This is a genomic window from Burkholderia sp. Ap-955, from assembly GCF_011753045.1.
GTDB lineage: Bacteria > Pseudomonadota > Gammaproteobacteria > Burkholderiales > Burkholderiaceae > Burkholderia > Burkholderia lata_D.
In genome coordinates this window covers 1-26,362 of sequence record NZ_VWWH01000029.1, presented here as the reverse complement: position 1 = coordinate 26,362, position 26,362 = coordinate 1, and the positions used below count along the sequence as shown (strand labels likewise).

Annotated in this window: 27 protein-coding genes and 1 pseudogene; 11 read left to right on the top strand and 17 right to left on the bottom strand. The window is 67.4% G+C overall.

Features of this window, described 5'->3' with window-relative positions; translation table 11 throughout:
* Positions 1 to 187: 187 nt before the first annotated feature.
* The gene (locus F3J15_RS17550; protein WP_069247268.1) at positions 188 to 1,078 is read right to left on the bottom strand and encodes an EamA family transporter; all 891 of its coding nucleotides are present in this window, start codon (positions 1,076 to 1,078) and stop codon (positions 188 to 190) included.
* Between the two features lie 135 nt (positions 1,079 to 1,213).
* On the opposite strand from F3J15_RS17550, the gene F3J15_RS17545 reads away from it, so the two are divergent.
* Positions 1,214 to 2,149, top strand: coding sequence for an AraC family transcriptional regulator (locus F3J15_RS17545; protein ID WP_089483531.1), 936 nt, complete (start codon positions 1,214 to 1,216; stop codon positions 2,147 to 2,149).
* Between the two features lie 27 nt (positions 2,150 to 2,176).
* Here the strand turns inward: F3J15_RS17545 and F3J15_RS17540 are convergent, their stop codons facing one another.
* Entirely contained in the window at positions 2,177 to 3,388 is a 1,212-nt protein-coding gene (locus F3J15_RS17540; protein WP_166892979.1) for an alanine--glyoxylate aminotransferase family protein, read from the bottom strand.
* 756 nt (positions 3,389 to 4,144) lie between these two features.
* Between F3J15_RS17540 and F3J15_RS17535 the strand changes: the two genes are divergently transcribed.
* The 5 genes from F3J15_RS17535 (at position 4,145) to F3J15_RS17515 (ending at position 9,761) form a co-directional block, all read left to right on the top strand.
* A complete protein-coding gene (locus F3J15_RS17535; RefSeq protein ID WP_069247265.1) occupies positions 4,145 to 5,128 on the top strand; it encodes a LysR family transcriptional regulator in 984 nt (327 codons plus the stop codon).
* A gap of 30 nt (positions 5,129 to 5,158) precedes the next feature.
* The gene (locus tag F3J15_RS17530; RefSeq protein ID WP_166892976.1) at positions 5,159 to 6,157 is read left to right on the top strand and encodes a 2-hydroxyacid dehydrogenase; all 999 of its coding nucleotides are present in this window, start codon (positions 5,159 to 5,161) and stop codon (positions 6,155 to 6,157) included.
* A 180-nt stretch (positions 6,158 to 6,337) separates the two neighbouring features.
* Complete coding sequence (gene bluB, locus F3J15_RS17525; RefSeq protein WP_166892973.1) at positions 6,338 to 7,102, top strand: 5,6-dimethylbenzimidazole synthase; 765 nt, start codon at positions 6,338 to 6,340, stop codon at positions 7,100 to 7,102.
* A gap of 235 nt (positions 7,103 to 7,337) precedes the next feature.
* Positions 7,338 to 8,507 (top strand): MFS transporter, encoded by a 1,170-nt coding sequence (locus tag F3J15_RS17520; RefSeq protein WP_166892970.1) that lies wholly within the window; start codon positions 7,338 to 7,340, stop codon positions 8,505 to 8,507.
* 93 nt (positions 8,508 to 8,600) lie between these two features.
* Positions 8,601 to 9,761, top strand: coding sequence for an MFS transporter (locus F3J15_RS17515; RefSeq protein WP_069247261.1), 1,161 nt, complete (start codon positions 8,601 to 8,603; stop codon positions 9,759 to 9,761).
* 171 nt (positions 9,762 to 9,932) lie between these two features.
* Here the strand turns inward: F3J15_RS17515 and fahA are convergent, their stop codons facing one another.
* From fahA to F3J15_RS17490, 5 genes are read right to left on the bottom strand one after another with little or no spacing between them, the layout of a single operon-like run.
* Positions 9,933 to 11,237 (bottom strand): fumarylacetoacetase, encoded by a 1,305-nt coding sequence (gene fahA / locus F3J15_RS17510; protein WP_166892966.1) that lies wholly within the window; start codon positions 11,235 to 11,237, stop codon positions 9,933 to 9,935.
* Entirely contained in the window at positions 11,234 to 12,568 is a 1,335-nt protein-coding gene (gene hmgA, locus F3J15_RS17505) for a homogentisate 1,2-dioxygenase (protein WP_166892963.1), read from the bottom strand. The genes fahA and hmgA overlap by 4 nt, the downstream gene beginning before the upstream one ends.
* A 15-nt stretch (positions 12,569 to 12,583) precedes the next feature.
* Positions 12,584 to 13,945, bottom strand: a complete 1,362-nt coding sequence (locus F3J15_RS17500; RefSeq protein WP_166892960.1) for an MFS transporter — start codon at positions 13,943 to 13,945, stop codon at positions 12,584 to 12,586.
* A complete protein-coding gene (locus tag F3J15_RS17495; RefSeq protein ID WP_085039566.1) occupies positions 13,942 to 14,172 on the bottom strand; it encodes a DUF2783 domain-containing protein in 231 nt (76 codons plus the stop codon). Before F3J15_RS17495 ends, F3J15_RS17500 begins: the two co-directional genes overlap by 4 nt.
* 28 nt (positions 14,173 to 14,200) lie before the next feature.
* Positions 14,201 to 15,862 carry an FAD-dependent oxidoreductase gene (locus tag F3J15_RS17490; protein WP_166892957.1) on the bottom strand — a complete coding sequence of 554 codons (1,662 nt, stop codon included), beginning with the start codon at positions 15,860 to 15,862 and terminating at the stop codon, positions 14,201 to 14,203.
* Between the two features lie 364 nt (positions 15,863 to 16,226).
* Here F3J15_RS17490 and F3J15_RS17485 point away from each other — a divergent pair, with 364 nt between their 5' ends.
* Positions 16,227 to 17,030, top strand: a complete 804-nt coding sequence (locus F3J15_RS17485) for an EAL domain-containing protein (protein WP_069247254.1) — start codon at positions 16,227 to 16,229, stop codon at positions 17,028 to 17,030.
* Positions 17,031 to 17,234: 204 nt separating this feature from the next.
* On the opposite strand, the gene F3J15_RS17480 is transcribed toward F3J15_RS17485, so the two are convergent.
* Together F3J15_RS17480 and F3J15_RS17475 are read right to left on the bottom strand one after the other, a co-directional pair.
* Complete coding sequence (locus F3J15_RS17480; RefSeq protein WP_166892954.1) at positions 17,235 to 17,645, bottom strand: GFA family protein; 411 nt, start codon at positions 17,643 to 17,645, stop codon at positions 17,235 to 17,237.
* Between the two features lie 131 nt (positions 17,646 to 17,776).
* Entirely contained in the window at positions 17,777 to 18,568 is a 792-nt protein-coding gene (locus tag F3J15_RS17475; protein WP_166892950.1) for an IclR family transcriptional regulator, read from the bottom strand.
* Between the two features lie 310 nt (positions 18,569 to 18,878).
* Here F3J15_RS17475 and F3J15_RS17470 point away from each other — a divergent pair, with 310 nt between their 5' ends.
* Positions 18,879 to 20,066, top strand: a complete 1,188-nt coding sequence (locus tag F3J15_RS17470; protein WP_021157157.1) for an acyl-CoA dehydrogenase — start codon at positions 18,879 to 18,881, stop codon at positions 20,064 to 20,066.
* A gap of 145 nt (positions 20,067 to 20,211) precedes the next feature.
* Here F3J15_RS17470 and F3J15_RS17465 read toward each other — a convergent pair whose 3' ends face one another.
* Positions 20,212 to 20,850, bottom strand: coding sequence for a peroxiredoxin (locus tag F3J15_RS17465; RefSeq protein WP_069247250.1), 639 nt, complete (start codon positions 20,848 to 20,850; stop codon positions 20,212 to 20,214).
* Between the two features lie 318 nt (positions 20,851 to 21,168).
* Here F3J15_RS17465 and F3J15_RS17460 point away from each other — a divergent pair, with 318 nt between their 5' ends.
* The 3 genes from F3J15_RS17460 to F3J15_RS17450 all read left to right on the top strand — a co-directional run bounded on the left by F3J15_RS17460 (position 21,169) and on the right by F3J15_RS17450 (position 22,464).
* Positions 21,169 to 21,471, top strand: coding sequence for a YqjD family protein (locus tag F3J15_RS17460; protein WP_006494044.1), 303 nt, complete (start codon positions 21,169 to 21,171; stop codon positions 21,469 to 21,471).
* A gap of 116 nt (positions 21,472 to 21,587) precedes the next feature.
* Positions 21,588 to 21,977: a phage holin family protein gene (locus F3J15_RS17455; protein WP_166892947.1), complete on the top strand. Its 390-nt coding sequence runs from the start codon at positions 21,588 to 21,590 to the stop codon at positions 21,975 to 21,977.
* Between the two features lie 43 nt (positions 21,978 to 22,020).
* A complete protein-coding gene (locus tag F3J15_RS17450; RefSeq protein WP_089483519.1) occupies positions 22,021 to 22,464 on the top strand; it encodes a DUF3318 domain-containing protein in 444 nt (147 codons plus the stop codon).
* Positions 22,465 to 22,521: 57 nt separating this feature from the next.
* Here the strand turns inward: F3J15_RS17450 and F3J15_RS17445 are convergent, their stop codons facing one another.
* From F3J15_RS17445 to glyA, 7 genes and pseudogenes are all read right to left on the bottom strand, one after another.
* Positions 22,522 to 22,968, bottom strand: coding sequence for a type IV pilin protein (locus tag F3J15_RS17445; RefSeq protein WP_166892944.1), 447 nt, complete (start codon positions 22,966 to 22,968; stop codon positions 22,522 to 22,524).
* Positions 22,965 to 23,426: a pilus assembly protein gene (locus F3J15_RS17440; RefSeq protein WP_166893048.1), complete on the bottom strand. Its 462-nt coding sequence runs from the start codon at positions 23,424 to 23,426 to the stop codon at positions 22,965 to 22,967. Before F3J15_RS17440 ends, F3J15_RS17445 begins: the two co-directional genes overlap by 4 nt.
* Before the next feature lie 200 nt (positions 23,427 to 23,626).
* Positions 23,627 to 24,466 carry a PilW family protein gene (locus F3J15_RS17435; RefSeq protein ID WP_166892941.1) on the bottom strand — a complete coding sequence of 280 codons (840 nt, stop codon included), beginning with the start codon at positions 24,464 to 24,466 and terminating at the stop codon, positions 23,627 to 23,629.
* Positions 24,456 to 24,857, bottom strand: coding sequence for a hypothetical protein (locus F3J15_RS17430; RefSeq protein ID WP_166892938.1), 402 nt, complete (start codon positions 24,855 to 24,857; stop codon positions 24,456 to 24,458). The genes F3J15_RS17435 and F3J15_RS17430 overlap by 11 nt, the downstream gene beginning before the upstream one ends.
* A gap of 5 nt (positions 24,858 to 24,862) precedes the next feature.
* Positions 24,863 to 25,426: a GspH/FimT family pseudopilin gene (locus F3J15_RS17425; RefSeq protein WP_166892935.1), complete on the bottom strand. Its 564-nt coding sequence runs from the start codon at positions 25,424 to 25,426 to the stop codon at positions 24,863 to 24,865.
* Positions 25,427 to 25,578: 152 nt separating this feature from the next.
* Positions 25,579 to 26,058: a transcriptional regulator NrdR gene (nrdR, locus tag F3J15_RS17420; protein ID WP_050011738.1), complete on the bottom strand. Its 480-nt coding sequence runs from the start codon at positions 26,056 to 26,058 to the stop codon at positions 25,579 to 25,581.
* A 6-nt stretch (positions 26,059 to 26,064) separates the two neighbouring features.
* Positions 26,065 to 26,362, bottom strand: a pseudogene (glyA, locus tag F3J15_RS17415) (serine hydroxymethyltransferase); the annotation flags it as partial.

The window sequence follows — 26,362 nt, the reverse complement described above, 5'->3', positions numbered from 1 at the left end:
TCGGGGTTGCTTTCCATCCGGCAGCCAACTTGTTCATCCCGCCCGGGTGCGCTTGCCGGTGATTCGGCCTCAAGTCGAAAACCAATCATTCACACGTGAGGGAACACCTTCCCCATCCGGAGGGTCGTCCTCCGGATAGAACGTCAGATAACCGCGCTCTTGCGCGTCGCGGTACCCGGCACGCCGATCACGCCGCCCGCAAAAACAACCGCCTCGTCAGGTCGAACGCGACCAGGTTGCCGGCCACCACCAGCAGCAGCCCCACCACCGCGAGCGGCGACCACTGGTAGCCCTCGAACACTGTCGACACGGCCAACGCGACGATCGGGAACAGCACCGTGCAGTACGCGGCGCGCTCCGGCCCGATCCGGCCCACGAGGGTCAGATAGGCGGTAAAGCCGATCACCGAGCCGGGCACGGCCAGGTAGACGAGCGCGCCGAGATAACGCGGGCTCGTGTCGAGCGTGAACGGCATCCCGGCCGCCACGCTGCCGACGGTCAGGATCGCCGCGCCGATCAGCATCGCCCAGCCGTTGGTCGCGAGCGGGTGCAGCCCCATCGACTGCATCCGGCTCGACAGCAGGTTGCCGATCGAGAAACACATCGTGCCCGCGAACGCGATCGCGAGCCCCGTCCACGTCGCGTGGTCGTCGAGATGGCCGGCCATCTGCTGCCAGAACAGGCACGCGATGCCGGCCAGCCCTAGCAGCGCGCCGGCGATCGCCGACGGCCGCAGTGGACGGCCCATGAACAGCCGGCCGTTGATCGAGTTCAGCAACGGCGCGGTCGAGAAGATCACCGCGACGAGGCCGCTCGGCACGACCTGCTCCGCATAGTAAAAGCACAGGAAGTTCAGGCAGAACAGTGCAAAGCCCTGCGCGAGGAGAAAGCGCCACGCTTCACGCGGCGGGCGCACCGGTCGGCGCATCACGCGCAGCAGCGCGAACAGCACGGCGGCCGCGAGCCAGAAGCGCCATGCGATCGACACGGGCGGCGGCACGGCGCCGAGCTGCCATTTGATCGCGATCCAGGTGGTGCCCCAGATCAGCACGGTGACGAAATAAAGCGACAGGTTCATGGCGGCAACGATCCAAAAAGCAGGTGAAACGGATCCCGACTATGCCGCCGCCGGGCGCACGCCGATTGTCCGGAATTGCGGTCTTTTTCGGGCCGCCGCACGCGGCGCCGCGCGCCCGCTTATACTCGGCCCATCATGAGCCCCTCCCTTTCCGCGCCGCCCGTCGACCACCCCACCGCCCTGGCTGGCGGCGATCTGCCGTTCGGCCTGCAGTCGGTCTGCCGCACGCTCGCGGACGCGAACGCGACGCTCGAGCGCTTCGCGTGGCTCGGCGACCATCTCGCGATCGCCGAATGGACGCGGATCACCGACGAAAGCGAGACGGTCTACGAGCAGCCGGGCCACCACACGCTGTCGTGCTACCTCGACGGCGGCTACCGGACCGAGCGCCAGCGCGTGCCGCGCTACGGCGCACCGAGCCTGCTGTGCGCGCTGCCGGGTGACCATGAATCGCGCTGGTGGGTGCGCGGCGAGATGCACTTCATCCACCTGTATTTCCTGCCCGAGCACTTCACGCAGCGCGCGATCCGCGAACTCGACCGCGAGCCGCGCGAGCTGAAGCTCGCCGACCGCACTTACTTCGAGGATGCGCGCGTCGCCGCGCTGCTGCGCTCGCTCGCGCTGGACGGCTGGGACGATGCCGACGAACGGCTGCGCGTGAACGAGACCGCGCACGAGGTGCTGAGCCTGCTGCTGCGCGGGCAGAGCACGACCCGCACCGACACGTCGTTCCGCGGCGGGCTCGCGCCGGCCGTGCGTCGCCGCGTGCGCGACTACATCGACACGTACCTGACGCAACCGCTGACGCTCGGCGAACTCGCCGACGTCGCCGCGCTGTCCGAATACCACTTCTCGCGGATGTTCCGGCTGTCGTTCGGCCGCGCGCCGCACGCGTGGGTGGCCGAGCAACGGCTGGCGCGGGCACGCGAGCTGCTGCGCACGACGGCGCTGCCGCTCGCGCAGATCGCGGCCGACTGCGGCTATGCGAACGCCGGCCACTTCAGCCATCGCTTCCGCGACGCACACGGCACGACGCCGAATACGTACCGGCGCGCGATGCAGGGCCGCTGAGCGCGGCCCCTTTCGTCGTTTCCCCGCTTACGCGCCGCGCCGCGAGAGTTCCTGTTCGAGCGCCGCGACGCCGGCCGGCAGGTCGACCGGCACCTTCAGGTCGACCATCGTGCGGCCGAACGCATGCAGCGTGCGGAACAGGTTGTGTTCGCGGCACTGCTCGCCCATCTGCCCGATCCGTACGATCGGCAAGCCGAACGAGCCGGAAATCTCGACCTGGTACTGCTTCGAGATATGGCCGCAGACCATCCCCGGCGTGAGCCCTTCCGGCGTCTCGATCCCGACCACTGAATTGAGCCGGCAGTCCTTCGGCGCATAGAGCTTGAGCCCCATCGACTCGACGCCCGCCTGCAGCGCGAGCGAGCAGCGCAGGTGGCGTGCGAAGCGGCTTTCGAGCGTCTCCGCGCAGACGAGCCGCAGCGCTTCGTGCAGCGCGAGCACGCCCGACACGGGCGCCGTGTAGTGATAGCCGGCGTTGTGCCAGAAGTTCTCCGCGAGCGCCATGTCGAGGCACCAGTGCGCGTTCGGTTCGGGGCGTTGCTTCATGCGGTTCCACGCGGCGTCGGAAAACGCGATCAGCGACACGCCCGGGATCGACGACAGCCCTTTCTGGCCACCGGTGATCACCGCGTCGATGCCCCACGCGTCCATCTCGAGCGGCATCGTCGAAAGCGTGCACACCGCGTCGACCACGACCAGCGCGCCGGCCGCCTTCGCGAGCGCCGCGATGTCGCGCAAGTCGCGGTTCCAAACGGTGTTCGACGTCTCGCCCTGCACGATCGTGACGATCTCGGGCCGCTCGCGCGCGATCGCGTCCGCGATCTCGTCGAGGCCGGCGACCGCGCGGTCGGCCACTTCGAGCGTCGCGACGTCGGCGCCGACGCGCGTGGCCATCTCGGCCATCCGCGCGCTGAAGAAGCCGTTGCGGATCGACAGCACGCGCGTGCCGCGCCACGCGAGGTTCGAGATCGCCATCTCCATCGCGGCCGAACCGGGGCCCGCGACGCCGAGCACCCACTTCGTGCGGGTCTGGAACACGTAGCGCGCCATCTCCTTCACCTGCTCGATGATCTTCGCCATCGTCGCGCCGAGGTGGTTGATCACGATCGTGTTCGCCTTCGCGACGGCGGCCGGGATCGGGACCGGGCCGGCCCCCATCATCAGCAGCGGTTCTTCGGGCAGGATCGCGTCGAGCGGCACGACGACGGGACAGGGAATCGGCGAGTAATCGATGGACATGGCTGGTAAAAGGTGAGGAAAGGAAGTGCACGGACGCCCGCCGCGCTGCATGGCGAACTGATCGATCATTCCGCGTTCCGCCGCCTCGCGCAAGAGGCACGCGCGGCCGGACAGCGCGACGGTGGCCCGGTCCGGCGACCGGGCCAGCCAGCCGTGCGCGGGTCGCACGCCGATCATCCGGATTGAAAATGGATTGCCGGCCAGGTTGTGAAACGGTTCCACTCGTGCGTCAAGCGCACGATTTTCTCCGTCAATAACACCGCGCTTCGTCGACATCGCCGCTTCAGCGCGACTTCCGTATCGATTGAAATAGACCGGATCCGTGATGAAAATCGCCGCGCGGAATCCGATACGCTAAACCCCCGCACGGCAGAAAAACATCCCTTACTACGGCATGAATTGGGGAACGCTTCCTGGCAATACCTGAACAAACCCACGAAAATATCTCGTAACAATTTGATTTAACTACAAAACATTCGTGCCAAACATGCTTATTCGAATACCGTGCCACCTTTGAACGGCCGGCATGCGAGACAGCACTGCGTTTAACGCGTTACTCCCGATTTCGATTTTCCGCAACCCGCCCATTTTCTCAGGTTGACGGATATCGCTCTGTATTGAACAATCGTCTGCGGAATCGAAGAAAACGATTTTTCGATACGATGCAAAAACTGAGGGGCCGCGTGATGCGCTTTCGAGCTGCGCGGCGTAAAACCACAACCATAATCAATCAACCGGGCCAGAAATACGCAAGCCATGAACCAGATTCAGACCATGCGTGTATTCGTCTGCGTCGCCGAGCAACAGAGCTTCCGGCGCGCGGCGCACCATCTCGGTGTGTCCAATGCACTCGTCACGCGTTCGATCGCGATGCTCGAGGGCCACCTGAACACCCGGCTGATCCACCGCACCACGCGGAACCTGTCGCTCACCGAGGCCGGCGTGCGCTATCTCGACGGGTGCCGGGCGCTGCTCGAGGAATTCGACCACCTCGAATCGTCCGTCGCACATGCGGTGCGCGAGCCGGCCGGCACGCTGCGCGTCGTCGCGTCGGGCCTGCTGTCGCCGCTTGCGCTGACGCCGCTCGTCAGCAGCTTCCGGCACCGCTACCCGGAGTTGCGCGTGCAGCTGACCGTCGCCGAGGGGCCGCTCGACGTGCTCGATTCCGGGTACGACGTCGGCATCGTCACGGGCAACCGGCTCGACGGCAATCCGACGCTGATCGGCCACGCCCTTGCGCCCAACCCGTTCGTCGCGGTCGCGGCGCCGGCCTATCTCGAGCGACGCGGCGAGCCGCGCCTGCCCGACGACCTGCCGGGCCACGACTGGGTCACGCTCGCGCCGCATCAGCATGCGCCCACGTGGCAACTGGTCGGCCACGACGGCGTCGCGCATTCCGTCACGGTGCGCCCGGCCTGCACGGTCAATCAGCTCGCGCTCGTCCACGCGGCCGCCGTGGCCGGCGCGGGCATCGCGGTGCTGCCCGAGCCGTGCGTCGCCAGCGCGCTCGCCAGCGGCACGCTCGTGCGGCTGATGGCCGGCTACCGGATCGACGATCCCGACACGCAGCTGTCGCTCGTCTACCCGAATCGCCAGTACGTGCCGGCGCGCACGCGCAGCTTCGTCGAGCACGCGCTCGATCACTTCAGCGCGCAGCCGGCCCGCGAACGCACCGACTACGGCTTCCTGCGGCCGTCGCGCGGCCCCGACCGCTCCGACATCGTCACGGGGCTGCAGTAAACTGCGCGCGTCAGCCTTCGGAGGTGCAGCGTGCGCGTGATCCTGTTCAGCAGCCGGCAGTACGACGACGATTCGTTTGCTGCCGCCAACCGGCAGTTCGGCTATCGGCTGCACTTCCAGCCGTCGCACCTCGACGCGGAAACCGCGATCCTCGCGCATGGCTATGACGTCGTCTGCCCGTTCGTCAACGACACCGTCGACGCGGCCGTCCTCGAACGGCTGGCGGACGGCGGCACGCGGCTGATCGCGCTGCGCTCGGCGGGCTTCAACCACGTCGACCTGGCCGCCGCCGAGCGGCTCGGCATCACGGTCGTGCGCGTGCCCGCCTATTCACCGCACGCGGTGGCCGAGCACGCGGTCGCACTGATCCTCGCCCTCAACCGCCGCCTGCCGCGCGCCGTCGCGCGCACCCGCGAAGGCGACTTCTCGCTGAACGGCCTGCTCGGCTTCGACCTGCACGGCAAGACCGTCGGTGTGATCGGCACCGGCATCATCGGCAGCGTGTTCGCGAAGATCATGATGGGCTTCGGGACGCATGTGCTCGCGCACTCGGTGCCGCCGTACAACGACGAGCTGATCGCGTTCGGCGCGCGCTATGTCGCGCTCGACGCGTTGCTGCACGACGCCGACATCGTCAGCCTGCATTGCCCGCTGCTGCCGTCGACGCACCATCTGATCAACGAACGGACGCTCGCGCGGATGAAGCACGGCGCGATGCTGATCAACACCGGGCGCGGCGGCCTCGTCGATGCGCAGGCGCTGGTCGACGCGCTCAAGAGCGGCCAGCTCGGCCATCTCGGGCTCGACGTGTACGAAGAGGAAAGCGGGCTCTTCTTCGAGGATCACTCCGACCTGCCGCTGCAGGACGACGTGCTCGCGCGGCTGCTGACGTTCCCGAACGTGATCGTCACGTCGCACCAGGCATTCTTCACGCGCGAGGCGCTCGCCGAAATCGCGCACACCACCCTGTTGAACATCGAGGCGTGGCATGCGGGCACGCCGCAGAACGTCGTGACGGCGAATCGCTGAGAAATCGACGAAACCGGCCCGTTTCACGGTTGCAAGCGACACCGCAATCGTTTGCTTTTGATCAACGCTGAAAACACGACCTTTTACATCAACAATTTCTCGCTTTGTTTCAAATGATGTAACGCGGCTCGCGCGCCGTCTGCTATCGTTGCGCCGACGTTATCCCGCCCCCTCCCGTCCATGCGTTTCGACGACTCCGACATCGCCGCCGTCTACCGCGCCATTTTCGAACGGCGCGACATGCGTCACTTCACGCCGGCGCCCGTCGATCCTGCCGTGCTCGCACGCCTGCTGCGCGCGGCGCATCACGCGCCGAGCGTCGGCTTCATGCAGCCGTGGCGCTTCATCCGCATCACCGATCCGGCGCTGCGCACCGCGATCCACGCGCTGGTCGAGGCCGAGCGCCGTGCGACCGCCGACGCGCTCGGTGAGCGCCAGGACGAATTCATGCGGCTGAAAGTCGAGGGCGTGCGCGAATGCGGCGAGCTCCTGGTCGTCGCGCTCGCCGACGGCCGCGAGCGCCACGTGTTCGGCCGTCGCACGCTGCCGGAGATGGATCTCGCGTCCGCGGCTTGCGCGATCCAGAACATGTGGCTCGCGGCGCGCGCCGAAGGTCTCGGGATGGGCTGGGTATCGCTGTTCGACGTCGATGCGCTGCGCACGCTGCTGCGGATGCCCGACGGCGCGAAGCCGATCGCCGTGCTGTGCGTCGGGCACGTCGACGCGTTCTATGCAAAGCCGATGCTCGAGCAGGAGCGTTGGGCGGCGCGGATGCCGATCGAAGCGTGCCTGTTCGAAAACGGCTGGGACGATCCGGCCGCGATCGACGCCGCCGGCTCGCCTTCGTCGCCCGCCGACGTGGCGGGCGCGGCAACGGAAACTGGGGCCAACTCGGCAAGCGCTTCGACCACGAGCGTCGGCGGGTCCCCCGAACGCATCGCCTGACGAGCCCCCCGCCGTCATCGTTCCGCCCCCCGCAATTTCACCGCCGCAAAGCCCGCCCAATCCCACACTGTGAGCACCATGCGGGCCATCCCGTCGCACGCCGGCAACAACCGTTTTGGCCCCAAGCATAGGGGTTTTCACTGAAGTAGAATCGCCGCTGTCGTTCGCCTTACCGTCCGCCCGTCCCGCGCATCCTGCGCCAGCCCGAGCGGCGGCTTTTCCCGAGCCCACCGCGATGCCCTTACCTCTTTTCGCCCTCGCCGTCGCCGCATTTGGAATCGGTACCACCGAGTTCGTGATCATGGGGCTGCTGCCCAATGTCGCGCGCGATCTCGGCGTGTCGATCCCGGCCGCCGGCATGCTCGTGTCGGGCTATGCGCTCGGAGTGACGATCGGTGCGCCGATCCTCGCGATCGTCACCGCGAAGATGCCGCGCAAGCGCGCGCTGATGGGCCTGATCGGGCTGTTCATCGCGGGCAACCTGTTCTGCGCGATCGCACCGGGCTATGCGGTGCTGATGGCCGCGCGCGTCGTCACCGCGTTCTGCCACGGCGCGTTCTTCGGGATCGGCTCGGTGGTCGCGAGCAACCTCGTCGCGCCGAACCGTCGTGCGCAGGCGATCGCACTGATGTTCACCGGCCTCACGCTCGCGAACGTGCTCGGCGTGCCGCTCGGCACCGCGCTCGGCCAGGCATACGGCTGGCGCGCGACGTTCTGGGCCGTCACCGGCATCGGCATCGCCGCGGCCGCCGCGCTCGCCGTCTGCCTGCCGAAGCATCTCGCGATGCCCGACACCAGCATCACGCGCGAATTCAGCGTGCTGAAGCATCCGCAGGTGCTGATGGTGCTCGGCATCAGCGTGCTCGCCTCGGCAAGCCTGTTCAGCGTGTTCACGTACATCACGCCGATCCTCGAGGACGTGACGGGCTTCTCGCCGCGCCAGGTCACTTACGTGCTGCTGTTGTTCGGCCTCGGGCTGACGGTCGGCGGCACGCTCGGCGGCAAGCTCGCCGACTGGCGGCGGATGCCGTCGCTGATCGCGACGCTTGCGTTGATCGGCGTGATCCTCGCGCTGTTCGCGGGCACGATGCACCTGCCGTTCGCCGCGCTCGCGACGATCTTCGTGTGGGGCATCCTCGCGTTCGCGATCGTGCCGCCGCTGCAGATCCTGATCGTCGACCGCGCCAGCGACGCGCCGAACCTCGCATCGACGCTGAACCAGGGCGCGTTCAACCTCGGCAACGCGACGGGCGCGTGGCTCGGCGGGATGGCGATCGGCTCCGGCGTGTCGCTCGTGAACCTGCCGTGGGTCGGCGTCGCGATGGCCGTTGCCGCACTCGCGCTCACGCTGTGGTCGGCGTCGCTCGAACGTCGACCGGTGACCGTGCCGACCGAGTACGTGTAAAGCAACCCTGCTGCAATCGTTGCGCACACAACCCCACGTGGACCTGATGGCCTTCATGGACCTTTCAAGGTCCGCGGTGTAGCATCCCCGCCGATGAAAGCCATTCTTAATCGCGATTTCCTCGCACTCATTCTGAGCGTCGCGGTCGTCGGTCTCGGCACCGGCGCCACGCTGCCGCTCACCGCACTCGCGCTGACCGAAGCCGGACACGGCACCAACGTCGTCGGCATGCTGACGGCCGCGCAGGCCCTCGGCGGCCTCGCGATCGTCCCGTTCGTCACCGCGCTCGCGCGACACATCGGCTCGCGCCGCGCGATCGTCGTGTCGGTCGTGCTGCTCGCGGCCGCTACCGCGCTGATGCAGTTCACGTCGAACCTGATCCTGTGGGGCGTGCTGCGCGTGCTGTGCGGCGCCGCGCTGATGCTGCTGTTCACGATCGGCGAGGCATGGGTCAACCAGCTCGCCGACGATTCGACGCGCGGCCGCGTCGTCGCGATCTACGCGACCAATTTCACGCTGTTCCAGATGGCGGGCCCCGTGCTCGTGAGCCAGATCGCCGGGGCGACGAGCATCCGCTTCGCGCTGTGCGGCGCGCTGTTCCTGCTCGCGCTGCCGACGCTCGCGACGATCCGGCGCGCGCCGCTCGCCGGCGACGACGCGCATCACGAAGCGCACGGCCGCTGGCTCGACGTGCTGCCGCGCATGCCCGCGCTGATCATCGGCACCGGCTTCTTCGCGCTGTTCGATACGCTCGCGCTGTCGCTGCTGCCGCTCTACGCGATGGATCACGGCGTCGCGAGCGCCACCGCCGTGCTGCTCGCGTCGATCATGCTGTTCGGCGATACCGCGATGCAGTTCCCGATCGGCTGGCTCGCGGACAAGCTCGGCCGCGAACGCGTGCACCTCGGCGCAGGCTGGATCGTGCTCGCCGGCCTGCCGCTGCTGCCGTTCGTGATCGCCAATCCGTGGCTCTGCTGGCCGTTGCTGTTCGTGCTCGGCGCGGCGGCCGGCAGCATCTACACGCTGTCGCTCGTCGCGTGCGGTGAACGCTTCCGCGGTGCGGCGCTCGTCACCGCAAGCTCGCTCGTGTCGGCATCGTGGAGCGCCGCGAGCTTCGGCGGCCCGCTGGTCGCCGGCGCGTTGATGGAACAACTGGGCAGCAACGCGCTGGTCGGCGTGCTGGTCGTCTGTGTCGCGGCGTTCGTCGCGGCCGCGCTGTGGGAGCGCCGCGTCGCGCTGCAGCGCGCGGTCTGATGCAGATTGGCGTTGGCGTTGGTGCGCAGCATCATGCACCGATACGCATCGGCCCGCTCGCGTCCCTCCCGCGGTAAACGAAAACGGCCCGCGCAATGCGGGCCGCCCTGTCCTTCCGGACTACGCGCGTTCTACACGTGACCTACGCGTAACGTTTCGCGCTGCGATCCGTCACGCGCCGCGCGCCGGCAAAATCTTGCCCGCACACGTGCCGAAGCCGACGCGATAGCCGTCGCCCTGGCACCAGCCGGCGAGCGTCAGCTCGTCGCCGTCCTCGATGAACGTGCGACTGCCGCCACCGTTCAGCGCGACCGGCTCCTTGCCGTTCCACGTCAGTTCGAGCAGGCTGCCGAACGAATCCTTCGTCGGCCCGCTGATCGTGCCCGAACCCATCAGGTCGCCCACGCGGGTGTTGCAGCCGGCCACCGTGTGATGCGCGAGCTGCTGCGCCATCGTCCAGTACATGTGCTTGAAGTTCGTGCGGCAGATCGACGTGGCCTCGGCGGCCCCTTCCGCGCGCAGCCTTACTTCCAGCGCGATGTCGAACGCATGCTTGCCCGCATGCTGCAGATACGCGAGCGGCTGCGGCGATTGCTCCGGCTGCGCGACGCGGAACGGTTCGAGCGCGTCGAGCGTGACGATCCACGGCGAGATCGTCGTCGCGAAGCCCTTCGAATTGAACGGCCCGAGCGGCACGTATTCCCATTGCTGGATGTCGCGCGCGCTCCAGTCGTTCAGCAGCACCATCCCGAAGATGTGCGCTTCCGCGTCCTCGCACGCGATCGGCTCGCCAAGCGCGTTGCCCTTCCCGACGATGAAACCCGTCTCCAGTTCGATGTCGAGCTTGCGGCACGCGCCGAACACCGGGCGCTCCTGGTCGGGCAGCTTCAGTTGCCCGCTCGGGCGCCGCACCGGCGTGCCGCTCACGACCACCGACGACGCGCGGCCGTTGTAGCCGATCGGCATCTCCGACCAGTTCGGCAGCAGCGCATTCTTCGGATCACGGAACATCGAGCCGACGTTGGTCGCGTGCTCCTTCGACGAATAGAAATCGGTGTAGCCGGGAATCTCGACCGGCAGATGCAGCGTCGCGTCACGCTGCGCGACGAGCACCTGCGCGCGCAGCGCCGCATCGTCGCGCAGCTTCGCGTTGTCGCGCGAGAACAGGTTCGACAGCTGCACGCGCACGCTGCGCCACGCGTCGCGGCCGAGCGCGACGAACGCATTGAGCGTCGGCGCGGCGAACACGTCGGCGCCGGCCGGCAGCGTCACGAGGCCCGCACGCGCGAGCGCTGCAAGATCGACGATCTGGTCGCCGAGCGCCACGCCCGCACGGCGCGACGCTTGCTTCGCATCGCTGAAGATCCCGAACGGCAGGTTCTGGATCGGGAAATCGCAGGCGGCGTCGTTCGCCGTCTCGACCCAGCTCTTGCGGGCCGGGTCGAGCGTCGCGCGCCAGTCTTGGGTATCGCTCATCGTTGCTCCGGATTGAAATGTTTCTTGATGCCTTGCCAGCATTCGAAGTAGTCCGCCTGCAGCTGCGCGGTGTCGAGCGCATAGCGCGTCGGCCGGATCAGCGTGCGGGTTTCGAACATGAACGCCATCGTCGCGTCGACCTTGTGCGGCTTCGTCGTGTCGCTCGCGGACGCCTTCTCGAACGTGTCCGCGTCGGGCCCGTGGCCCGACATGCAGTTGTGCAGGCTCGCGCCGCCCGGCACGAAGCCTTCGGCCTTCGCGTCGTACGCGCCGTGCACGAGCCCCATGAATTCGCTCGCGACGTTGCGGTGGAACCACGGCGGGCGGAACGTATCCTCGGCCGCGAGCCAGCGCGGCGGGAAGATCACGAAGTCGATCGTGTCGACGCCCGGCGTGTCGCTCTGCGACTGCAGCACCAGGAAGATCGACGGATCGGGATGGTCGTAGCTGATCGAGCCGATCGTGTTGAACAGGCGCAGGTCGTATTTGTACGGCGCGTAGTTGCCGTGCCACGCGACGACGTCGAGCGGCGAATGACCGATGTCCGCGCGCCACAGGCGGCCGTTCAGCTTCGCGATCAGTTCGAACGCCCCTTCGCGGTCTTCGTACGCGGCTTGCGGCGTCAGGAAGTCGCGCGGGTTCGCGAGACCGTTCGAGCCGATCGGGCCGAGGTCCGGCAGGCGCAGTTGCGCGCCGAAGTTTTCGCAGATGTAGCCGCGCGCGTCGCCGCCCGGCAGCGTGACAGCAAAACGCACGCCACGCGGGATCACCGCGATCTCGAACGGCTCGACGTCGACCCGGCCGAATTCAGTCGCGATGAACAGGCGCCCCTGCTGCGGCACGATCAGCAGTTCGCCGTCCGCGCTGTAGAAGAAGCGGTCCTGCATCGAGCGGTTCGCCGCGTACAGGTGGATCGCGCAGCCGTTCATCGCGGCGGCCGAGCCGTTACCGGCCATCGTCACGAGCCCGTCGACGAAATCGGTCGGCTCGACCGGCATCGGCAGCGGATCCCAGCGCAGCTGGTTCGGCGGCGTCGGCGGCACGTCGGCCGAATCGCCGAATTCCGACACGAGCCGCTGCGGGCCTGCGTACGGCTCGAACGGCCGGTGCACGGCCGCCGGGCGGATGCGGTACAGCCACGAGCGGCGGTTGTGGCCACGCGGCGCGGTGAACGCGGTGCCCGACAGCTGCTCCGCATACAGCCCGTACGGCGCGCGCTGCGGCGAGTTGCGGCCGTGCGGCAGCGCGCCGGGCAGTGCCTCGGTCGCGAATTCGTTCGCGAAACCGCTCTGGTAGCCGGCGGTCGCCGGTTTCGACAGGTCAAGCGTCATCGTTTCCTTTCTCCATCAATTCAGGGCGGCGTTCGGCGCCGGCGCGCCGCTGCGCCGCGTTACGCCCGCCAACCCGAGGACGAACAGCGCCGAGCACAGCACGGGCACCGCGGCAGCATGGAACAGCGCACCGTTCGACCAGTTGAGCGCAATCAGTTGTCCGCCGACGAGCGGCCCGAGCACCGAGCCGATCCGGCCGATGCCGAGGCTCCAGCCGATGCCCGTCGAGCGCAGCGACGTCGGGTAATACTGGCCCGCGAGCGCGTTCACGGCCGGCTGCCCGCCGACCACGCAGAACCCGCCCGCGAACACGACCACCAGTAGCCACGGCAGCGCATGCGCGACCGAGCCGATCAGCCCCACCGACACGGCCGCACACGCGAAGCATGCGAACAGCACGCGCACGAAGCCGTAACGTTCGATGAACCAGCCGAGCGACAGCGTGCCGATCACGCCGCCCGTCTGCAGCACCGTGCCGACGATCACGGCCGTGCCCGGCGAATAGCCGGCGTCGCGCATCACGGTCGGCAGCCAGTTCGACAGGAAGTACAGATCGATCAGGTTCATGAAGCTGATCGCCCACAGCAGCAGCGTGACCGGCAGGCGGCCGTGGCTGAACAGCTCGGCGACCGGCGCGCCGGTCGCGGCGCGCTCGCGCACCACGAGCCGCGTGTTCGCATCGATGCCGGCCTGCGGCGCGAAATGTGCGAGCCACTCGCGTGCCTGCGCGACGCGCCCTTTCAGCACCAGGAACTGCAGCGACTCGGGCAGCCGCGCGACCATCGCGATCGTCAGCACGAGCGGCACCGCGCCGCCGACGAAGAACACCGACCGCCAGCCGAGCGCCGGAATCAGCGCGGCGCTGATGAAGCCACCGATCGCCGCGCCGAGCGTGAAACCGCACGACACGATCATCATCCGCTTCACGCGATGCGCGGCCGGGCTGAACTCGCCGACCAGCGCCATCGCGTTCGGCATGATGCAGCCGAGGCCGAGGCCCGTGACGAAGCGCAGCGCCATCAGCACCGGGATCGAACCCGCGAACGGCGTCGCAAGCATCGTCACCGCGAAGAACAGCGTCGAGCCGATCAGCACCGGGCGCCGCCCGATCCGGTCGGCCAGCACCGACAGCCCGAGCGCGCCGAGCAGCATCCCGAACAGGCTCGCGCTGAACACGGGCCCAAGCGCCTGCTTCGGCACGCCCCATTCGGCGATCACGCTCGGTGCGACGTAGCCCATCGCCTGCGCATCGAAGCCGTCGATCACGAGGCACAGCCCGCACAACACGAGCAGCATCCAGTGGAAACCCGGGCGATGGGTCTCGTCGATCACGCGCTCGACTTCGAGCACGCGCGCGTCGGCCGGCGCCGCGCTCATTGCGTCACCTCGGCGGCCGGATGCACGGGCGGCGTCACGCCCTGGCGCGCGAGCGCCATCGCTTCGCGCAGTACGTCGGCGTCGCCGATCTGGTTCGCGAGCAGCAGGATCAGCTTCGCGTTGACGAGCTGGCTGTCGGCGTCGGACAGGTCGCGATGCATGTCGATCAGCGCTTCGTAGAACGCGTCCGGGTCAGCCAGGCGCGGGCGGGTGTCGAGTGAGGGCATGACGGAGTCTCCGGTGTCTTTATCGTTTTCAGCGTGCGCAGGTCGCGCGCGCCAGTGCGTCGGCCAGCGCCTGACGGTCGAGCGTGCGTGTGCGCGCGCATACGTGCTGGTCGGGGCGCAGCAGGTAGAACGTGCCGGGCTTCGCGTCGTAGCGTTGCGCGGCGAAGCCGTCGACGTCCTCCACGACGTCGACACCCGCGACCGGCTGCGCGTGCCCGGCCGGCACGACGAGCACGGGCCGCACCGGCAGCGCGAGGCCGTCGAGCGCCTGCGCGAGTGCGGCCGCATCGCCCGGCAACCCGAACAGCACGCCGGTGAAGCCGCTGCCCAGATGCTGCAGCAGCCAGCCCGACGCGCCCTGCGTACGCACCGGCGCATCGGCCGCCGCCGCGCCCGGCCGCATCGCGCCCGCGAAGGCGTCGCCGTTGCGGTCCGGTGTGTTCAGCGGCGAATCGGCGAGCACCGCCGGCACCGACAGGCGGCCGCTGTTCACGAGCTTGCGCGCGAACTCGCAGTCGCGCGCAAGCTTCAGCGTCGCGTCGCGGAACACGCGCGACACCGGGCTCTTCGGCGTGATGAAGTCGGTCGAGCGCGTCGAGTTGCGGATGTTCTCGTCGGCTGCGAATTCACGCTCGCTCGCATACGTATCGAGCAGGCTGTCGGCCGAGCGGCCGTCGAGCACGAACTTCAGCTTCCACGCGAGGTTGTCGGCATCCTGCACGCCGCTGTTCGCGCCGCGCGCGCCGAACGGCGACACGCCGTGCGCGGAATCGCCCGCGAACAGCACGCGGCCGTGCCGGAACGACGCCATCCGCTGGCAGCGGAACGTATAGACGCTCACCCATTCGAGCTCGAACTCGACGTCCGGCCCGAGCAGCGCCCGCACGCGCGGGATCACGCGCTCCGGCTGCTTCTCGGCGACGGGGTCCGCATCCCAGCCGAGCTGGAAGTCGATGCGCCATACGTTGTCGGGCTGGCGATGCAGCAGCACCGACTGATTCGGGTGGAACGGCGGGTCGAACCAGAACCAGCGCTCGGTCGGAAACTCCGCCTTCATCTTCACGTCGGCGATCAGGAAGCGGTCCTTGAACGTGCGGCCGTGGCTTTCGAGGCCCATCATCGTGCGCATCGGGCTGCGCGAACCGTCGGCCGCGATCACGTACTGCGCGCGCAGCGTCGTGACGCCTTCCGGCGTTTCGATCGTCAGCATCGCGTGTTCGGCCGACTGATCGATACCCGTGACCTTGTGCTTCCAGCGGATATCGATGTTCGGCAGCTCGAACGCGCGGTCGGCCAGGTAGCCTTCGACGTAGTACTGCTGCAGGTTGATGAACGCGGGGCGCGCATGCCCTTCCTCGGGCAGCAGGTCGAACGCGTACAGCTGCTCGTCCTGCAGGAATACCTTGCCGACGTGCCAGCTCACCCCCTTGTCGACGAAGCGCTCGCCGCAGCCGAGCCGGTCGAAGATCTCGAGCGTGCGCTTCGCGAAGCAGATCGCACGCGAGCCGGTCGACAGCGTGTCGTCGTCGTCGAGCAGCACGACGCTCACGCCCTGCTGCGCGAGGTCGATCGCGGCCGCGAGGCCCACCGGGCCCGCGCCGACGACGATCACCGGGTGAACGGTCGTGTCCTGCGCACGCGGGCGGTATTCGAACTTCAGCGTCTGGTAATCGATGCTCATGGTCGCCATCCGCTCCTCAACCCTGCCGGACGCGGGCTGGCACGCCCGTCATCCCGCCCGCCGCCTGCCGGCGCGCCACACCGCTCTCCCACGTGCCATTTCTGTCAACCGCCACGTCTCGCTCCTTGCTTCCTGTTGATTCGTGAACGGCGCCGTGTCGCGGCGCCCGCCTGCCGCATTTCTTGATCGGCGACACATCCTGGATTTACGAATAGTAAAACCAATTACGAATAGTAAAATCAACGTAAACCCTAGGCGAAGCGTCGAAGGCGGGATAACCATATGAACGAAACGCCGAGCCGAGCTTGGCCGGCGCTGCTAATATCAAGCTACGAGGCGGCCCGTTCGGCCGCCGTTTTTCCTTCTTAAGCCGATGATTCCGCCCACCATTCCCGAGCTGGTCGCCCGTGCCGGGCAACTGCCGTATCTGCGGGATCACCTCGCGCTCGCCGATGGCGGCACCGCAAGCGCGAACCTGCCCGAGCGCACGCTCGGCAGCGCCTACGAACCGATCTACGACGTGACGATGCCGGGCGCACCGCAATCGACGTCGTTCGCGGACGCGATCGAGCGCTACGGCGACGAGCTCGGCTTCCAGGCCGTCACGGTCGTCACGGGCGCGCCGCACGATCCGGTCGACTCGGCCGTCGACGACCAGACGCTCGTCGCGATCGACCGCCTGTCGCGCGCGCTGCACGCGATCAATTTCTTCGGCGCACAGCGCCACGGGCTGCTGTTCCTGCGCGTGCATGAACGGCTGCTGAAGAGCGTGAAGTACGACCACGGCAAGCATTTCTCGTCGGTGCTGCAGCGCTTCGGGCTGCCGGCCGAGCGGATCGTGATCGAGCTGCCGGCGGTCGCGGTCGCGCACAAGACCTTCCTCGGCTACCTGACGCGCAGCTACCAGCATCACGGCTTCAAGGTCGCCGACAAGCTGCCGGACCCGGGCCGCATCCTCGCGGTCGAATCGGACATGGCGCGCCCGGACTACATCAAGATGGATGCGGGCATCGCGTTGCGCGACGGGATGGTCAAGGCGCTCGTCGCGTATGCGCAGCGCGTGCGGATTCCGCTGATCTTCGACGGTGTCGTCGACGAAACGCAGTGCGAGCTGCTGCGCCAGTACGATGTCCGGTTCATGCAGGGGCCCGTGTTTGCGAAGGTCGTGACGGCCTGAGCCTCGGTGGATGAGGGGGTTCGCACACGCGGGGCGTCGCGTGCCGAAAGTGGAATGCAGGTGATGTGACGGGGGATCGTGCCGCCTTGCTTGCCCCGTTGTCCGATGTCCGGCGGGCAGTTCCCCGCCTCGTCAAAAGACCGGCTTCGCGGGAACGCGCGCGCCTCGTTTCCGGCGCAGTCGATGTCGGCGGTTACCTACCGCTTACGCCCTTCCACCATCATCGTACTTGGGCAGATCGTCGTCGATCTCGATGCCCGGGAAGCGATCCCCATACCAGACATGCCAGGCCGGACGTAGGCGCGACGGCTCGTCGAGCGTCGCGTAATTAATCTCGACCGTCTTCGGTGCATCGATTTGCCGGTATTCGAGCTGCGCGCCGCAACGGCCGCAGAAGCGCCGCTCGCCCCACGCGCTCGACGCATACACCGTCGGCTCACCTTGCAGGTATTCGAACGCGTCGATCGGCACCGATGCCGACGCGACGACCGCCGCGCCGGTCGTGCGCTGACAGAGCCGGCAGTGGCAAAAACCGGCGTCGGCCGGGACATGGGTGATCAGGTACCGGATCGCGCCACATGCGCATCCGCCTTCCATCGGTTCTGCGTGAGACATGGCAAGCCTCGTCGTCGGTGAGCTGGCGATCGATCATGCGCGCGGTTCGTCCGTGACACAACCGGCGGCGGTGTCGCACGCGTACGCCGCCGACCGTACCGGCGACGGCCCCCTACCGCTCGCGCCCCCGCTCAGGCCGTCTGCCCGAGCCGCTGCGCGAGCGTCTTCAGCTTCGGCCCGACCTGCGTACGGAACACGTCCTCGTCCATCGACGACGCGGGGCCGCTGCAGCTCAGGATCAGCCAGCGCCCCTCGCGCGGCTCGCGAAACGGGACGGCCGCCGCGTTGACGTCCATGTGCCACGCCCTGAACGAATAGCAACAGCCCCCCGTCGAGAACTCGGCCACCGCCTGCTGCGCGGCGGCGACGAGCGCATCGGCGTCGGCCGCGCCGCCGGCCGCACGATGCAACTCCGCATAAAGCGCGCGTCGCGCGTCTTCCGGCTGCACGGCCAGGTACGCGCGCCCCATCGAGCTCGTCAGCATCGACAGCCGCGAACCGGGCGCAAGCCCGAGCGTCAGCGCGGTCTCGCTGCGGATCGTCTCCAGGTAGATCATGTCGAGCCCGTCGCGGCAGCCGAGCGACACGGCCGCGCCGATGTCGCGCGCGAGCGCCTGCATGTGCGGCCGCGCGAGGTCGATCGTGCCCGCGCCCGACAGCAGCGCGTAGCCGAGCGACAGCACGCCGGCGTCGAGCGCATACTTTCCGAGCGTCTCGTCGTAACGCAGGTAGCCGAGCACGGTCAGCGTGTAGGCGAGCCGGTTCACGGTCGCCTTCGGCAGCCCGGTGCGCTCCGCGAAGTCGCGGTTGCCCAGCATCGTCTCCCCGGGCCGGAATGCGCGCAGCAGGTCGAGCCCGCGCGCGAGCGCGACGACGAACTTGCGTTCGTCGATCGTGGTTTCGTCGATGGTTGAAAGTGTCATCTGGTGCTACACTGGGTTCGATTTGCAAAACATTGTTCCGCACAGCGGAACTTCCGTCAAGCAAACTCTTAGGTAATAAACCCGGCTGAATCAGGGACGACCGCAAAGCATGGGATCCGGGGAAGCGCTGAAGCGCTAACTCGGGTCGACCGCGAAGCATGGGACCCGGGGAAGCGCTGAAGTGCCAACTCGGGTCGACCGCAAAGCATGGGACCCGAGCAAGCGCTGAAGTGCTAACTCGGGTCGACCGCGAAGCATGGGACCCGAGTAAGCGCTGAAGCGCTAACTCGGGTCGACAGGAGATGAGACGATGAGTGCTGCAACTTTTCATTGGGACGATCCGCTGCTGCTCGACCAGCAACTGACCGAAGAAGAGCGGATGGTGCGTGATGCCGCGCAGGCGTACGCGCAGGACAAGCTCGCACCGCGCGTCACCGAAGCGTTCCGCCACGAACGCACCGACGCCGAAATCTTCCGCGAGATGGGCGAAGTCGGCCTGCTCGGCCCGACGATTCCCGAGGAATACGGCGGCCCCGGCCTCAACTACGTGAGCTACGGCCTGATCGCCCGCGAAGTCGAGCGCGTCGATTCGGGCTACCGGTCGATGATGTCCGTGCAGTCGTCGCTCGTGATGGTGCCGATCTACGAATTCGGCTCCGATGCGCAGAAGCAGAAATACCTGCCGAAACTCGCCACCGGCGAATGGATCGGCTGCTTCGGGCTGACCGAGCCGAACCACGGCTCCGATCCGGGCAGCATGGTCACCCGCGCGAAAAAGGTGCCCGGCGGCTACTCGCTGTCCGGTGCGAAGATGTGGATCACGAACTCGCCGATCGCCGACGTGTTCGTCGTGTGGGCGAAGCTGGAAGAGAACGGCAAGGACGCGATCCGCGGCTTCATCCTCGAGAAAGGCTGGAAAGGCCTGTCGGCGCCCGCGATCCACGGCAAGGTCGGGCTGCGCGCATCGATCACCGGCGAGATCGTCCTCGACGAGGTGTTCGTGCCGGAAGAGAACCTGATGCCGAACGTGAGCGGCCTGCGCGGCCCGTTCACGTGCCTGAACTCGGCGCGCTACGGGATCGCATGGGGCGCGCTGGGCGCCGCCGAGTCCTGCTGGCACACCGCGCGCCAGTACGTACTCGACCGCCAGCAGTTCGGCCGGCCGCTCGCCGCGAACCAGCTGATCCAGAAGAAGCTCGCCGACATGCAGACCGAAATCACGCTCGGCCTGCAAGGCGTGCTGCGCCTCGGCCGGATGAAGGACGAAGGCACGGCGGCCGTCGAGATCACGTCGATCATGAAGCGCAACTCGTGCGGCAAGGCACTCGACATCGCACGACTCGCGCGCGACATGCTCGGCGGCAACGGTATCTCCGACGAATTCGGCGTCGCGCGCCACCTCGTGAACCTCGAAGTGGTCAACACGTACGAAGGCACGCACGACATCCACGCGCTGATCCTCGGCCGCGCGCAGACGGGCATCCAGGCATTCTTCTGATCGTCCGGATGCGGCGAGTGCGGCAGCCACGCCCTGCTCGCGCAAAACACACGGCCCGCCCGGCAGTCATGCCGGGCGGGCCGTTTTTCATCGGATTCGCGCACCGGGCCACCGGCCCGGTATCGCGCTCATTTGCAGCCGCTGCTTACTTGTTCGGCTGCGGCGTGAGGCGCAGATACGGACGCACCGCGTTGAAGCCCTTCGGGAAGCGTTTCTTCAGCTCTTCCGGATCCTGCAGCGACGGGACGATCACGACATCGTCGCCATCCTTCCAGTTGCCGGGCGTCGCGACCTTGTAGTTGTCGGTCAGCTGCAGCGAGTCGATCACGCGCAGCACTTCGTCGAAGTTGCGCCCCGTGCTGGCCGGATACGTGATGGTGAGCCGCACCTTCTTGTTCGGGTCGATCACGAACAGCGAACGCACCGTCAGCGTTTCGTTCGCGTTCGGGTGGATCATGTCATACAGTTGCGAAACCTTGCGGTCAGCATCGGCGATGATCGGGAAGCCGACGACCGTCGACTGCGTGTCGTTGATGTCGTTGATCCAGCCCTTGTGCGATTCGACACCGTCGACCGACAGCGCGATCACTTTTACATTGCGTTTCTCGAATTCTCCCTTCAGCTTCGAGGTCAGCCCGAGTTCGGTCGTGCACACCGGCGTGTAGTCGGCCGGATGGGAGAACAGGACGCCCCAGCTGTTGCCCAGCCACTCGTGAAACTTGATCGGGCCCAGGCTCGATTCCTGCTCGAAATCCGGTGCGATGTCGCCAAGACGCAGACTCATGATGTTCCCTCCTCGAACGATGCTGGTTGAAACCGCGCCCGGGTCGGCGCGGGAAAGTCTGTCAGCTTACGGGAAGCAATGGGGCATGCGAACGATTATTCCGTTTGATATTCATACTTTTTTGTCATTTTTGCCCGGTGTCGGTGACGGACGGACGGCCACGCGGGAAACTTTTCACCCCGTTTGCCGCTCTGTTGATGATTACAAGTCGTTTACCATGCGGTCTTGCACTGCCGTCGTGTGTCTTCCTGGCTCGCCAGCAGGCAGGCGTTTCGCTACGATGTGAACCTGCAGCATGACAGCAAGAAGGGAGTTGCAATGTCGGAAATCAACAAGGAGAAACTGATGTCGGATATCAAAACCGTTCTCTCGGACGCCGAAGACCTGCTCAAGCAAGCTGCGAGCAGCACGGGCGACCGTGCGGCCGAGCTGCGCGAGAAAGCCATGTCGCGCCTCAAGCAGGCCAAGGAAAAGGCTGCCGACGTCCAGGTCGTGGTGGTCGAGAAAGGCAAGAAGGCCGCGCGCGCGACCGACGATTACGTACACGAGCATCCGTGGACGTCGATCGGCGTCGCCGCCGGCGTGGGTGTGCTGATCGGCCTGCTGATCAACCGCAAGTAACGCGCTCTGCGCCGTTTCGTCCCGTCGGCCGCGTCGCGCGGCCTGCGGGCGTCGAAGCCAGCCGGCGGTTTCCGCCGGCCGGCTTTGTCCTAGCTGCACGCGCACGCACCTCACCCATGACGACAGACACCACCTCGCCGCCGTCCGGCCAAGGACCGCTGCGCCGCTTCGTCGGCTCCGCGATCGGCCTTCTGCAAACGCGCCTCGAACTGGTGGGCATCGAGCTTGCCGAGGAGAAGGAGCGCCTGATGGGCGTGCTGTTCCTCGGGCTCGCCGCGATGATGCTCGCGACGATGGCGCTCATCAGCCTGACCGTGCTCATCGCGATCGCGTTCTGGGATACCTACCGCTGGCAGGCGCTCGCGGCGATCACCGTGCTGTATGCGGTGGGCGGGATCGCATGCGCACTGAAAGCCCGCTCGGGCCTGCGCGATGCGCCGACCGTATTCGAGGCAACGCTCGCCGAACTCGAGAAAGACCGCGAACTGTTCCGCGGCAAGCCGTGAACGCAGTCGCGCTCACCCCTCCCACCTACTTCGCCGACGCGCCATGAGCCAGAACGTCACGGGCAATTCACCCCGCTCCCATTCGTCGCGATCGAACTGGAGCGCGTCGCAGCATCGCGCGCTCCGCAAGGAACTGCTGATCCTGCGATCCGAAGTCGAGCGGCTCGAACTCGCGGAAGCCGCCGGCGAAATGCGCCACGCGGTCACGCGCTTCAGCTGGCTCAAGGTGTTCATCCCGGGCCTGTCCAGCAACAAGTTCAGCCAGTCCGCCAAGAACCTGAACGCGAGCCTCGGCCAGCTCGTCAACCAGTATCCGATGCTGAGCTCGCTCGCGTCGCTCGTGCTCGCCAAACCCGTTCGCTCGCTGCTGCGCGCGAGCGCGGGCCCCGCGCTGAAGTGGGGTACCGTCGGTTTCGCGGCATGGGAGGTCTACCGGATCTGGAAGCAGTCCCGCGACGAGCGTGGTCTCGACACGCACGACGACTGACCGTCGTCGGCATCCTGCGCGCACGGCCAAGCGCCGCGGCGCGCCTTTCCTCCGAGTTCAACGCACACCCCAGCACGCGGCGATCTGTCCGTCAGCGCCGTCACGCCGCACATTACCTTTCGTCCCGTCCGAACGCAGCGTGAATGCGCCGCACGCATCGTCGTGCATCGGGCCCGTGTCGAGCGGGATGGCCTCCAGGTCGTAACTCACCGGCGAATCGTCGCGGTCCGGCCGCCTGAGCGCCAGTCGATAGACCGCGCGCCCGTCCGGCGGCGCTTGTGTGAGCGCCATCGGCAATGCCGAAGGCGGCACACCGTCCACTGTTTCGAGATATTGGGCCGCCCGGTACAACGCGGCGACCGCCGACGCGCGATGAACGCGCACGACATGCTCGCGATACGACGGGATGCCCCATCCGGCCAGCACCGAGACGATCGCGAGCACGATCATCAGCTCGATCAGCGTGAATCCCGCCGAGCGGTAGACGGACGCGCGACCGTTCATCGAAGCACCGTCGCGACGCGACGCCAGTGCAGGGCGACGATGTGTCCATCACGGATCGCGACCTGATGCTGCAGCCAGACTGCGCTCGATGCGTGCGCACCGACGCCACGCGCGGTGACGACGTAAGCGCGGCCGCCGGCCGGCCCCGCCCCGCGCCACGCTTCGATCAGGCATCGTGGCGGTTGAACGGCCATCGGCCATCCGGCGAACGGCGCGAACGCTTCGGCGACCGTCAGCGCCGGCATGCGCCGCCACGCGTCGGGCTCCGCGTGCGACTCGCGTTCACTCACGTACGGCGCCGAGCCCCGGCGCAATCGCGCGGTGCACGCTGCCAGCGCGGCGTCGGCCGCGTGGAATGCGACCAGCCGATCGGATAATGCGCGTGTACGGCGCGATTCCGTCAGTGCGGCTTCGAACCACGTGCCGGTCAGCGCCGCCACCGCTGCGCCAACCGCGATCACGGCAGGCAAGGCGAGGCCCGCGTCGCGACGCCAATCGCGGCTGGCTGACCGCAGGCGTATGTGCGGCGCTTGCTGGCTCGCTGTTTGGACTTTCGCACCTGCAGCCTGCCGCGGACCGCCACAGCGTGCTTCGATTCGCTCATGCATGTTGCGTGTCGCGACGCGCCGCGACCTCTCCCGCGTCGGCCCCGCTCCGTTCATCGCGGCACCTCGGATTCATCCGTGACATCACGCGGCGTATTGTCGAATGTGCGCGCGGCATTCCGCAACGCGACGATGCGATCGAGCGTCAGACTCACGCGGCCGTCTTGCGCAACGACAGTGCGGCCGTCGCAGTCGACGTGCCGTATCGGCTCGCCCGTCGGTTCGCCACGCGCCCGCACGCAGACATGCACCGCCAGGACATCGCGCCAGTCGTCGCCACGCAATGCATCGGCATCGACGAACTGCGTGCCACCGCGGCGAAGATAGCGCATCCGCAACTGATCGATTCCCGACACGACCGGCTGCGGCGTGCCCGGACGGCCGCTTCCTTCGCAATACAATTCAGGCTCGCCCGTCGACGGACTGGTGTGCACGTCGAAGCGGTTTTCCACCGGCGCAGGTTCGCCGGACACACCGACACCCTGCCCAAGGCAATCCGACACCTGGCCGCCAACGGTGGACCACGTCGACACGGCATCGCCGACGTAGCGGATCAACAGCGCGTCCGATGCACCGCGCACGGGCTCACACCGTAACTGCGCGCCCTCTCCCCGCACGCGCGCCATCGAACAGCCGAACACCGGTGGCAACGACGGCACGCCTTCCCCATCCCTATCGAGCGGCCGAAATCCTGCCATCTGGATCTGCTGGCCGATCAGCATCAGCGCGGTGCCGGCAGCATCACGCATCCGGAATCCGTCATCCGCGCGCCGCTGTGCGACGCGCTGCGCGTGGTACAGCGCACCGGCCGCCGCGAGCACGAGCAGACCGACGGTCATCGCAATCAACACTTCAAGCAACGTATGCGCGCGCATGCGGCGATCAGCGTTCATCGGCTTCAGCCTCCCGATACGGAATCCGGACGCACGACGGCGGCTGCGCCGAGCTTCCCGCCGCTTCGCATCGCGGCCCGGTGGCCGCATTGCCGCCGCGCCAGCCGACAACCGTGTAGCGGACGCCATCCGGCCGATCACCGCGCGTCATCGTGCCGCCGGGCAGCGACGCCGCGACCCGCGCCGCGAGGCCATCGTCGGCCTCCGCAGCGACGTGCAAGCGCTCGATACGCGCATCGGCCAGCCACAGCGCGCGTTCACGCCAGATCGTCGCGCGCTGCGCACGCGCCATCGCAAGCTGGCTGCCCGCTACGGCCAGCATCACGGTCGCGAGCAGCGCGATGGCCAGCATCGCTTCGATCAGCGACGTGCCGCGCATGGCGTTGCGCATGACGCTCACGCCGCGTCGCAACGGCCGGCGACAACCCGCGCCCGGCCGCCTGCCGCGATTCGTACGCAACGCGACGCATGCGCGTCGTTACCCCCCGGCACGTCGCGTCGCGGACGCAATTCGAAGCGCCGGATGCCACCGATTGCCTGACCGACCGGCGGTGCGAACGCGAGATCGTGCGCGGCACCCGCGACGGCCACTTCGGCATCGCTCGGATAGCGCCGCAGCACGCGTGACTGCCCGTCGACCTGCCCGCTGACGATCCAGTCACACGACCATTCAGCCGGATCGCACCGCTCACCTGCACGCAGACAGGTGCCGGCGCTACCCGCCCGGCACAGCGTGACGCGCACGCCGAGACGCGTCGCCTCGGTACGTGCAAACGACAGCGCACCGAGCAACGCGCGCGAGCGGGCATCCACACGTTCGCGCATGCGCCACTGGTCGAACGCGGGCGCAGCATACAGCGCGAGCCCGGCCGCCAGCGAGATGGCAACCATCAGCTCGACGAGCGTGAACCCGCCCGCGCGTCGCAATACATTTTTCAGGGGTTGAGCGTGCAGTCCCATCGCAGTCGTCCTTCGCCAAGGTGATGCGACGACTGTAGCGATACGTGCGGACACGCACCATTTGCCGAATGGCCGACTGGCGGCATGCAATCGCGACCGACACAATCGGCGCGAACTGACCAACGGAGAAGACGATGAACGAACGCAGCGCGTCAGCGCTTACGCGGAGTCTTGGCGGGAGAGGCGCGACGGAACTCTTCGATCACGTCGGCAAATTCGGAAACGTCCTCGAACTGGCGATACACCGATGCGAAGCGGACATAAGCGATCGTATCGAGGCCGCGCAACTCGTTCATCACGAGTTCGCCGAGCTTCTCGCTACGCACTTCGCGCTCGCCTGTCGCGAGCAGTTGATATTCGATGCGGGCGACCGCCGCGTCGATCGCGTCGGCAGCCACCGGCCGCTTGCGCAGCGCGAGTTGCATGCTGGCGACGATCTTGCGACGGTCGAATTCCGTGCGGCTGCCGTCCTTCTTCACGACGAACGGCAGGGACAGCTCGACCCGCTCGTACGTCGTGAAGCGCTTGTCGCAAGCCGAGCAGCGACGGCGCCGCCGGATCGCGGCGCCATCTTCGGACACGCGGGAATCCACGACCTGCGTGTCGTCATGCCGGCAGAACGGGCAGCGCATCGTCGATCAGCGATAGACCGGGAAACGCTTGGTCAGCTCGGCGACCTGCGCGCGCACGCGCTCGATCGTCGCGGCATCTTCCGGATTGTCCAGCACGTCCGCGATCAGGTTGCCCACCTGCTCCGCTTCCGCCGGACCGAAGCCGCGCGTCGTCATCGCCGGCGAACCCAGGCGCACGCCGCTCGTCACGAACGGCTTTTCCGGATCGTTCGGGATCGCGTTCTTGTTCACCGTGATGTGCGCCGCGCCCAGTGCCGCTTCCGCTGCCTTGCCCGTGATGTTCTTTGCACGCAGGTCCACCAGC